Raw genomic sequence first — 9,186 nt, 5'->3', positions numbered from 1 at the left:
AACTCAACGACCAACTCGACACCGCCACCAACCAACACGGCAAAGGCGACCTCACCACCCTCCTCACCGGAAACGACACCTGGACCGTCACCGACTGAGACCCGCTTTCAATGTCATGACCGTATGGCGATACGGGCATGACAGTCGGGGGTGTTCGGCGCTACCTTCGTCGAGGCGTTGCAGGGTGTGCGAGACGAGCGGGAGGGGCCGTGGCCGACATATCGAAGGGCGAGCGGCGGACAGGGCTCGTGAACGGCTTCGCGGCCTACGGGATGTGGGGGCTCGTGCCGCTGTTCTGGCCCCTGCTGAGGCCCGCGGGCTCGGTGGAGATCCTCGCCCACCGGATGGTGTGGTCGCTCGCCTTCGTCGCGGTGGCACTGCTCTTCGTACGGCGCTGGGCCTGGGCCGGTGAGCTGCTGCGGCAGCCGCGCCGACTGGCCCTCGTCGCACTGGCGGCCGCGGTGATCACCGTCAACTGGGGTGTCTACATCTGGGCCGTGAACTCCGGGCACGTGGTGGAGGCCTCGCTCGGGTACTTCATCAATCCCCTGGTCACCATCGCCATGGGCGTGCTCCTCCTGAAGGAGCGGCTGCGGCCCGCGCAGTGGGCCGCGGTGGGCGTGGGCTTCGCCGCCGTACTGGTCCTGGCCATCGGCTACGGGGAGCCGCCGTGGATCTCCCTGTGCCTGGCGTTCTCCTTCGCCACCTACGGACTGGTGAAGAAGAAGGTCAACCTGGGCGGCATCGAGTCACTGGCCGCTGAGACCGCCATCCAGTTCCTGCCCGCGCTCGGCTATCTGCTGTGGCTCTCCGCGCAGGGCCACTCCACCTTCACCACCGACGGCCCCGGGCACGCGGCCCTGCTCGCCTCGACCGGCATCGTCACCGCCGTCCCGCTCGTCTGCTTCGGAGCGGCCGCGATCCGCGTCCCGCTGTCCACGCTGGGGCTGCTCCAGTACCTGGCCCCGGTCTTCCAGTTCCTGCTCGGCATCCTCTACTTCCACGAGGCGATGCCGCCCGAGCGCTGGGCCGGCTTCACCCTGGTCTGGGTGGCCCTGGCCCTGCTGACCTGGGACGCCCTGCGCACCGCCCGTCGTGCCTCGCGCGCCCTGGCGTCGGCCAGGGCGGAGAGCGCGAACGCCGGACCACGGGACGTGACCGCCGCGCCGGAGCCCGAACCACTGGACGTCCGTCCCTGAACGGCCCTTAAGTGGTGCGCATGACACAGACGCAGCCACCGGAGACACAACCCGTCCGGCCCGCCCCACTGCACTGGAAGCTGGTCATCGACGCCGTGAACCCGCACGCGCAGGCGGACTTCTGGGCCGCCGCGCTGCGCTACGAGTCCGAGGACAACAGCGCGTTCATCGAACAGCTGCTGAAGCTCGGGGCGCTCCCGGCCGAGGCGACCGTCGACTTCCACGGCCGTCTCGCCTTCCGGGACCTGATCGCCGTACGGCATCCCGACGACCCGTACGACGAGGAGCGGGGCACCGGTCTGGGACGGCGGCTGCTGTTCCAGCGGGTACCGGAGACCAAGTCGGCCAAGAACCGGCTGCACCTCGACCTGCACCCGGCGGACGGGCTGCGGACGGACGAGGTCGAGCGGCTGGAACGGCTGGGAGCACGAGTCCTGCGGCAGGTGCGGGAGCCCGCCGGACAGTGGGTGGTCATGGCGGACCCCGAGGGGAACGAATTCTGCGTCCACTAGGGCGTGGCCGGGCCAGGGCGTGTCAGACACGCCTCAGCGGCTCGCTGCCGCCCTGGCTCGTTCGGTCAGGCGGCCCATGCGGGCGTGCGCGGAGTCGAGTGGGGCGAGGTCGGTGGCGGCCGGGCCGGCCTGCGTGGTGAGCTCGGTCCACAGCGCGATCAGCTCACGGCCCAGGTCAAGGCCCTGTTCGGGGTCGCGGACGGCGCGCCAGGCGGTGGCGGCGCTCCGCACGTTGCCGTAGGCGCCCTCGGCGTCGCCGGACCGCCGGTGCAGTCGGGCGACGTCGAGCGAGAGCCGGAACGCGTGGACCGGATCGCCGCCGAGATAGGCGATGTACGCGGCCAGCTCGCGCAGGCGGAGCACCTCGGGGTGGTCCGGGCCCAGCACGGCCGACGCCTCCGTGATGGTGCGCTCGGCGAGGGCGGACGCGGAGTCGATACGGCCCTCCTTGACGGCCTCGTTGATGCGCGTCAGGGGCTCGGTGAGCAGCGCGGCGCCCTCCTCGGTGCTGGTGACCGGCCCGTCGCCGAGCACTGCCTCGGCCACCGCGTCGAAGCCGCGGGCGGGGGTGTGCTGAGGGTCGGGGTCCGGGTCGAGGCCGAGGGCGAGTGCAGGGGTGAGGTCGGGTGCAGGGGTGGCGGCGGGCTCCGTCGGCTCCGTGAACACCTGGGGTGGTGTGGTGTCCATGATGGGCGGCGGCCCGAACACCCCGGTGGGTGCCTGCACGGTCCCGGCCGCGACGGCCGGTCCGACCCGCGGAGTCATCCGTACGGGCTCGCCGGTGCAGCAGCTCGAGCCGTCCGGGTCCATCCGGAGCGGGACGACGTATCCGATGCGGTCGTCGTGGACCGAGGCGAGCACGGGGCGGCCGGTGGTGAGCACGAGGTGGTGGAGGTGGTTCAGGACGGCGTTCTGGATCTCCTGGCCGGGCTCGGCCACGACCGTCACGCCGCCGACCGACGCGGTTCCCGCCCCGGACACATGGACCTCGATCCGCTGCGCCGGGCGGGCTTCCCGCCACTGGTCGCGCTTCTCCTCATGGCTGAGTCGAGTCATCGGCCCTCTCACTCCCCCGGCCTCACGATCCGGTCGTACCCCTGCGTACTGTCGAGTGTGACCGTTCCACCACGGTTCTCGCGTCACCGCGATGTCACAGCCTCGCACCAGGAACTCGCGTGCCATTCCGCGACGCAGATCCGCGACGCAGACAATTACGATGCAGGCGCATACAATGCAGATGCATCTAATGCAGGTACCTGTATTTGTCGTACGCCGACTCTCCAGGGGGACTCATGACCCGCAGCTTCCTGTTCGTACTGGGCAGCGCCCGCGCCGGTGGCAACTCGGAGCGGCTGGCCCGTATGGCCGCCGAGCAGCTGCCCACGGACGTGGAGCGGCACTGGATCAGCCTCGCCGAGCACCCGCTGCCCGACTTCGTGGACCGGCGGCACGACAGCGAGTACGTACGGCCGCCCGCGGGCAGCGCGGCCGCCCTGCTCCTGGACGCCACCCTCGCGGCCACGGACATCGTGATCGTCTCGCCGCTGTACTGGTACTCGCTGTCCGCCCAGACCAAGCGCTACCTGGACCACTGGTCGGGCTGGCTGCGTGTCCCCGGCGCCGACTTCAGGGCCACCATGGCCGAACGCACCCTCTGGGGCGTCACCGCGCTCGCGCACCGGGAGCTCGAGGTGGCCGACCCCCTGACCGGGACGCTCAGCAACACGGCGGCGTATCTGAAGATGCGCTTCGGCGGGTTGCTGCTGGGCAACGGCAGCGCACCCGGGGACATAGCGCGCGACCCCGAGGCGGCGGCGCGCGCGAAGACCTTCTTCACGCGGGAGGCGCCGCTCGCGCGGTTCCCGTTCGAGACGCCTACGCGTTGATGCCTACGCGTTGATGTCCTTCGTCGTGAACCGTGCCCAGGCCGCCGAGCCGAACACCATCGCGTACAGGGCCTGCAACTCGAGGTTCCTGACCAGGTCGTCCCAGTAGACCGGGGCGCGCATCAGGTCGGCGAACGACAGCCAGTAGTGGGAGAAGAGGTAGGGCTGGAGCGCGTGCAGCTGCGGTATCTGGTCGAGGATCTGCACGGTGATCAGCAGCCCCACCGTGGTCGCCATGGCCGCGATCCCGCTGTTGGTCAGGGTCGACACGAACAGGCCGAGCGCCGCGATCCCGGTCAGTGACGTGGCGACCACCAGGGCGATCAGCAGCGCCCGGCCGAGGCCCTCACCGAAGCCGATGCGGGTGCCGGAGATGGTGGTCAGGTCGCCGAGCGGGAACAGCAGCGCGCCGACGGCCAGCGCGGTGACCGCGACCACCAGGGTGGCCAGCAGGCAGAAGGCCATCGTCGTCGCGTACTTGGTGAGCAGCAGACGGGTGCGGCCGGCGGGGGCGACCAGCAGATAGCGCAGGGTGCCGGCGCCGGCCTCGCCCGCGACGGCGTCGCCCGCGATGACGCCGACGGCCATCGGCAGGAAGAACGGGAGGGTCGCCGCGAGCGCGGTGAAGACCAGGAACAGGCCGTTGTTGGTGACCTGCGCGATGAAGGCGGGGCCGTCCCCGCCGCCGTGACCGGTCTGCGCGCCGCCCCGCGTCTCCATCTTCACCGCGACGCCGACCAGGACCGGCACCCCGGCCAGCACACCCAGCAGTGCCAGCGTGCGCCAGCGGCGCAGGGTGGTGAGCAGCTCGTTGCGCAGCAGCCCGAGGGTCCACAGCGCGCCGGGGGCGCGCACGGACGGCGGCGGTACGGTCTCAGCCCGCGACATCGAAGCCCTCTCCGGTCAGCGCCATGAACGCGTCCTCCAGCGAGGCCCGTTCCACGAAGAAGCCGCGCACCCGCACCCCGGCCGCCACCAACGCGGCGTTGAGGTCGGCGAGTTCGCCGTCCGGTGGTTCGCCGGTCACCCGGTCCTCGGCGACGGCGAGGTCCGTGACGCCCCGCTCCTTGAGCACACGGGCCGCGTCCCCCGGGTCCGGGGTGCGCACCACCAGCCGGCCGTGCGCGCCGGCCGCCAGCTCGGTCACCGGGCCCTGGGTGATGAGCCGTCCCCGTGCCATCACCGCGGCGTGCGTGCACACCTGCTCGATCTCGTCGAGGAGGTGGGAGGAGAGGAAGACGGTCGTGCCGTCGGAGGCCAGTTCCCGGACCAGGGAGCGGATCTCCCGCATGCCCTGCGGGTCGAGTCCGTTGGTGGGCTCGTCGAGGACGAGGAGTCTGCGCGGCTGGAGCAGGGCGGCCGCGAGCCCGAGGCGCTGCTTCATGCCCAGGGAGTACGCCTTCGCCTTCTTGCCCGCGGCCGCGGTCAGCCCCACCCGGTCCAGCGCGGCCGCGACGCGGGTGTGCCGGGTGCGGGGGTCGGCGGTCGGGTCGGCGGCGTCGTAGCGCAGGAGGTTGTCCCGGCCGGAGAGGAAGCCGTACAGGGCCGGGCCCTCGATGAGGGCGCCGACCTGCGGGAGTACGGCACGCGCGGAGCGCGGCATGGGGCGGCCCAGCACGCGTGCCGTACCGGAGGTGGGTTCGATCAGCCCCATCAGCATGCGGATGGTGGTGGTCTTGCCGGAGCCGTTGGGGCCGAGGAAGCCGAAGACGCTGCCCGCCGGGACGGTCAGGTCGAGACCGTCCACGGCGAGCTGTCCGCCTCGGTAGCGCTTGGTGAGGCCGCGGGTGTCGATGACGACCGGTGCCGCGTCCCCCGCCTGGGCCTGGGCCTCCGTGGCGGACGGTTCGTCCATCGGCTCCCTCGATTCGTCGAACCCGGGGTGGTGCTCCGCGGTGCTACTTCGCGGTGTTCGCCGCCTTGACCAGGGCGTCCTTGGTCACGGCGCCGACGTAGACCTTGCCGTCTTCCGTGATCAGGGCGTTGACCAGGCGGGTGGAGAAGACCGTGCCCTTGCCGAACTTGCCGCTCACCTTGTCGCCGAAGGAGCCGAGGAATCCGCCCAGGTCGCCGCCCTCGGAGCCGGACGGCATGCCGCCCTTCGCTCCGGTCTCGAAGGTGGCGACGGAGTTCCAGCCCTCGCCGAGGACGTCGAAGCCCTCGCCACCCTTGCCGCCCTTGAAGCCCTTCGCGAACTCCTCACCGAGGCCCGGGAAGTCCCCTCCGGGGCCCGGGCGGTCGTGCCCGGAGCCCTTCGCCTTCTCCTCGCCCTGCTCGGTGACCTTCGCGCCCTTGGGCGGGGTGAAGTCGAAGGTGGAGGCGGCCGGCCGGGCGAAGCTGACCTGGGTGAACCCGGCGTCGACCACGGCCGCGCCGCCGCTCGACGGGGTGAGGGTGAACTTCAGCGGCAGGCCGGTCCTGGCGTCGACGGCGATGGTGATCGCACCGACGGTGGAGCCGGACTGCTTCGGCTTGACGAGCAGCCGGTAGGCGTCCCGGCCGGCCACCCGCGCCGTGCCGTCCACGGTCACCGACGTGGTGTCGTCGACGGACTTCAGGGCCTCGTCGGCGAAGTCCTTCGGAGTGGCGGGCGGCGCCTGTCGTCCCGCACCGCGGTCCTTGCCGTGGTCGGCGCCGGTGCCGTGGTAGACCTCGTTGGACTTGCTGTCGTAGCCCCACACGTCCTTGCCGTCGTGGATGAGGCTGTACTCGGCGGCGCTCTCGATCAGCGAGACCTTCTGGCGGTCCGGGCCGTCGGCGGCGACGCGCAGGGTGTGCGTGCCGGTGAGCAGTTCGGTCAGCTTGGTGCTCGGGTCGGCGGACGAGCCGTCGCCGGACTGGCCGACACCGGAGAGCACACCGCCCGCCAGGCCGCCGAGGTCCGGCAGACCCAGGTCGGTGCTGACCTTCACGGTGCCGGACAGCTGCTGTACGTCCGACTTGGCGATCTTCTCGATGAGCTGCTGCGCGGTGATCTTCGGCAGGTCGGGGTCGCCGGAGGCGGCGAGTGCCGGGACCAGTCCGATGGTCGCCGCCGCCACCCCCACCACCGCGCCCGGTACGACGTACCGGGCGGCCTTGCGCCGGCCGGCGCGCGGTTCGTCGGTCTCCGCGGCGCCCTTGCTGGCGTCGGATTCGTACGGTGCCATGTGTGCCTTACCTCCGTCGTCGGCGGCGGCTGTCCTCCACTCGGTCCCACCCTGAGCCGCCATTCTCACCCGAATCGGTGAGCAGTGGTGATTTCCGTGGTTTCCAGTTGACCAAATCGGCCGTCCGGAATCGTCAGTCCGCGGACTCAGCTTGGTGTACGCCTGGGGTATGACACCGGGTGGCGACGTCTCCGCCGACCCGTAGGGGTCGGCCGGGCGGAGGGGCGGGGCCGGCCGTCAGCCCGCCCGGTGCACCACCGCGTCGCACAGCTCGGTCAGGGCGGTCTTCGAGTCGCACTCGGGCAGCGGGGCCAGCGCCGCCCGCGCCTCCTTGGCGTAGCGCACGGTGTCGCGGCGTGCCTGCTCCAGCGCCGGATGCGTGCGCAGGGCGGTCAGCGCCTCCGCGTGCCGGGCGTCGTCGGTGAGGTCGGAGTCGAGCAGTTCGCAGAGCGCGATGTCCTCGGCCAGGCCGAGCCGGGCCGCCCGCTCCCGCAGCCGCAGCACGGGGAGCGTCGGGATGCCCTCCCGCAGGTCGGTGCCGGGCGTCTTCCCCGACTCGCGCGAGTCGGACGCGATGTCCAGCACGTCGTCGGCCAGCTGGAAGGCGACGCCGAGCCGCTCGCCGTACTGGGTGAGCACGTCCACGACCGTCTCGTCGGCGCCCGACATCATCGCCCCGAACCGGCAGGACACGGCCACCAGCGACCCCGTCTTGCCGCCCAGCACGTCCAGGTAGTGCTCGACCGGGTCGCGGCCGTCGGACGGCCCCGCGGTCTCCAGGATCTGTCCGGTGACCAGCCGCTCGAACGCGAGGGCCTGTACCCGTACCGCCTCGGGGCCGAGGTCGGCGAGGATCTGCGAGGCGCGGGCGAACAGGAAGTCGCCGGTGAGGACGGCGACCGAGTTCCCCCAGCGGGTGTTGGCGCTGTCCACGCCGCGGCGCACCGCCGCCTCGTCCATCACGTCGTCGTGGTAGAGCGTCGCGAGGTGGGTCAGCTCGACGACCACGGCGGACGGGACGACACCCGGCGCGTACGGGTCGCCGAAACGGGCCGCGAGCATCACCAGCAGCGGCCGGAACCTCTTGCCGCCCGCCTTCACCAGATGCTGTGCGGCCTCCGTGATGAAGGGGACCTCGCTCTTGGTGGCTTCGAGCAAACCTTCCTCGACGGCCGCCAATCCGGCCTGGACATCGGCTTCCAGAGCCTGGTCCCGCACGCTCAGCCCGAACGGCCCGACGACGGTCACGAGGGGTCTCCTGTCTGCTGGTGTCTGCCGGTGATCACACGGTTTGTCGATAGGTCGCTGCCACCACTCAAGTCAGCGTATCCGGTCAGGTTTCGATCACCGATAGCGCCCACCGTTACAGCCCGGGCGGTTTCGGATCACGACCGGTATGTTCTTGATCGAATGATATGGATGGATATTTACCCATTCGCCGCAATGCGGACTCACTTACTCCGCCCCTGACGAGTGCCTCGCGCGGACCCCGCGAAACCCCCCGTGACCTGCATGTCCGATTTGCCGTGCTTGTTATTCCGTGAATTGGGTCACGCGGGGCCGATGCCGTCCCGCACCTCCCGGTATCCACCTCCACCCTTCTGTCGCAAGCGAGTTGAGGGTTGGCGGTCGCAAAGGATCAAGTGCCCCATACGCCTCAGATCAAGGTCAAATGGGATGTTCCACGAAACAGGTACTTGATGCCGACATGTGCTGTCGCATAGCTTCCCGGCACGTCGAACGGACGCCGAATCCTGCCACCGTCCGACGCAACCGATCCGCGAACACATTCACGTAGGCAGGAGCGGGGGAACCAGGTAAGTCGCCGGGCCGGACGACACACGTCGCACGGAACGGCTAGGGGTGAAGCCGTACCCCTCCCCTCACGACGGAGGCACGGCCGGGCACCTCCCGCCCGAACCCGACAGCTCACCTCGCAGGCGACGGAGAGGAATATCGCCATGCCCGCTGCCGCTCAGCCCCGACGCACCGCCCGCCTCGTCCGCCGGATCGCCTTCGCCGGCACCGGAGCCGCGGTGCTCACCCTCCCCCTCGTCTGCGCGAACGCCGCCTCGGCCGCCACGACGCCCTCCACCACCCTCGCCGGGTACCCGAACAACCTCGACGGCTGGATCCGCGAGTCCCTCGCGATCATGGCGGAGAAGCACATACCCGGCACGTACAACGGCATCCACAAGAACGTCATGCGCGAGTCGTCCGGCAACCCGAGGGCCATCAACCTCTGGGACTCCAACGCGGCCAAGGGCATCCCGTCGAAGGGCCTGCTCCAGGTCATCGACCCGACGTTCAACGCGTACCACGTGGCCGGAACCTCCTTCGACCCCTACGACCCGGTCGCGAACATCACCGCCGCCTGCAACTACGCCGCCAAGCGGTACGGCTCGATCGACAACGTCAACAGCGCGTACTGAGCGCGTAC

9 protein-coding genes and 1 riboswitch are annotated in these 9,186 nt (G+C 70.7%); of the genes, 4 read left to right on the top strand and 5 right to left on the bottom strand.

What is annotated here, in order from left to right; all coding sequences use genetic code 11:
• Nucleotides 1-209: 209 nt before the first annotated feature.
• Both rarD and ACIPK3_RS30125 read left to right on the top strand, forming a co-directional pair.
• Complete coding sequence (rarD, locus tag ACIPK3_RS30130; protein ID WP_402574748.1) at nt 210-1,199, top strand: EamA family transporter RarD; 990 nt, start codon at nt 210-212, stop codon at nt 1,197-1,199.
• Between the two features lie 20 nt (nt 1,200-1,219).
• Nucleotides 1,220-1,711: a VOC family protein gene (locus ACIPK3_RS30125; RefSeq protein ID WP_402574746.1), complete on the top strand. Its 492-nt coding sequence runs from the start codon at nt 1,220-1,222 to the stop codon at nt 1,709-1,711.
• A gap of 33 nt (nt 1,712-1,744) precedes the next feature.
• Here ACIPK3_RS30125 and ACIPK3_RS30120 read toward each other — a convergent pair whose 3' ends face one another.
• Nucleotides 1,745-2,767 (bottom strand): hypothetical protein, encoded by a 1,023-nt coding sequence (locus ACIPK3_RS30120; protein WP_402574744.1) that lies wholly within the window; start codon nt 2,765-2,767, stop codon nt 1,745-1,747.
• Between the two features lie 236 nt (nt 2,768-3,003).
• Between ACIPK3_RS30120 and ACIPK3_RS30115 the strand changes: the two genes are divergently transcribed.
• Nucleotides 3,004-3,597 carry a flavodoxin family protein gene (locus ACIPK3_RS30115; RefSeq protein WP_402574742.1) on the top strand — a complete coding sequence of 198 codons (594 nt, stop codon included), beginning with the start codon at nt 3,004-3,006 and terminating at the stop codon, nt 3,595-3,597.
• A gap of 3 nt (nt 3,598-3,600) precedes the next feature.
• On the opposite strand, the gene ACIPK3_RS30110 is transcribed toward ACIPK3_RS30115, so the two are convergent.
• The 4 genes from ACIPK3_RS30110 to ACIPK3_RS30095 form a co-directional block, all read right to left on the bottom strand.
• A complete protein-coding gene (locus ACIPK3_RS30110; protein WP_402574740.1) occupies nt 3,601-4,485 on the bottom strand; it encodes an ABC transporter permease in 885 nt (294 codons plus the stop codon).
• Nucleotides 4,472-5,452, bottom strand: coding sequence for an ABC transporter ATP-binding protein (locus tag ACIPK3_RS30105; RefSeq protein WP_402574738.1), 981 nt, complete (start codon nt 5,450-5,452; stop codon nt 4,472-4,474). The genes ACIPK3_RS30110 and ACIPK3_RS30105 overlap by 14 nt, the downstream gene beginning before the upstream one ends.
• A 43-nt stretch (nt 5,453-5,495) precedes the next feature.
• Nucleotides 5,496-6,746, bottom strand: coding sequence for an outer membrane lipoprotein carrier protein LolA (locus tag ACIPK3_RS30100; RefSeq protein WP_402574736.1), 1,251 nt, complete (start codon nt 6,744-6,746; stop codon nt 5,496-5,498).
• A gap of 237 nt (nt 6,747-6,983) precedes the next feature.
• Nucleotides 6,984-7,994, bottom strand: a complete 1,011-nt coding sequence (locus tag ACIPK3_RS30095) for a polyprenyl synthetase family protein (protein WP_402574734.1) — start codon at nt 7,992-7,994, stop codon at nt 6,984-6,986.
• Between the two features lie 487 nt (nt 7,995-8,481).
• A riboswitch (cyclic di-AMP (ydaO/yuaA leader) is annotated at nt 8,482-8,702 on the top strand.
• A gap of 5 nt (nt 8,703-8,707) precedes the next feature.
• On the opposite strand from ACIPK3_RS30095, the gene ACIPK3_RS30090 reads away from it, so the two are divergent.
• Entirely contained in the window at nt 8,708-9,178 is a 471-nt protein-coding gene (locus ACIPK3_RS30090; RefSeq protein ID WP_402574732.1) for a transglycosylase SLT domain-containing protein, read from the top strand.
• Nucleotides 9,179-9,186 lie beyond the last annotated feature (8 nt).

It is taken from the genome of Streptomyces sp. NPDC086787 (genome assembly GCF_044745865.1).
GTDB lineage: Bacteria > Actinomycetota > Actinomycetes > Streptomycetales > Streptomycetaceae > Streptomyces.
This window is presented reverse-complemented; position numbering and strand designations above follow the sequence as displayed.

Excerpts from the sequence above, each read along its gene's own strand:
- ACIPK3_RS30125 (WP_402574746.1), top strand. The coding sequence starts at position 1,220 with ATGACACAGACGCAGCCACCGGAGACACAACCCGTCCGGCCCGCCCCA.
- ACIPK3_RS30120 (WP_402574744.1), bottom strand. The coding sequence starts at position 2,767 with ATGACTCGACTCAGCCATGAGGAGAAGCGCGACCAGTGGCGGGAAGCC.
- ACIPK3_RS30115 (WP_402574742.1), top strand. The coding sequence starts at position 3,004 with ATGACCCGCAGCTTCCTGTTCGTACTGGGCAGCGCCCGCGCCGGTGGC.
- ACIPK3_RS30110 (WP_402574740.1), bottom strand. The coding sequence starts at position 4,485 with ATGTCGCGGGCTGAGACCGTACCGCCGCCGTCCGTGCGCGCCCCCGGC.
- ACIPK3_RS30105 (WP_402574738.1), bottom strand. The coding sequence starts at position 5,452 with ATGGACGAACCGTCCGCCACGGAGGCCCAGGCCCAGGCGGGGGACGCG.
- ACIPK3_RS30100 (WP_402574736.1), bottom strand. The coding sequence starts at position 6,746 with ATGGCACCGTACGAATCCGACGCCAGCAAGGGCGCCGCGGAGACCGAC.
- ACIPK3_RS30090 (WP_402574732.1), top strand. The coding sequence starts at position 8,708 with ATGCCCGCTGCCGCTCAGCCCCGACGCACCGCCCGCCTCGTCCGCCGG.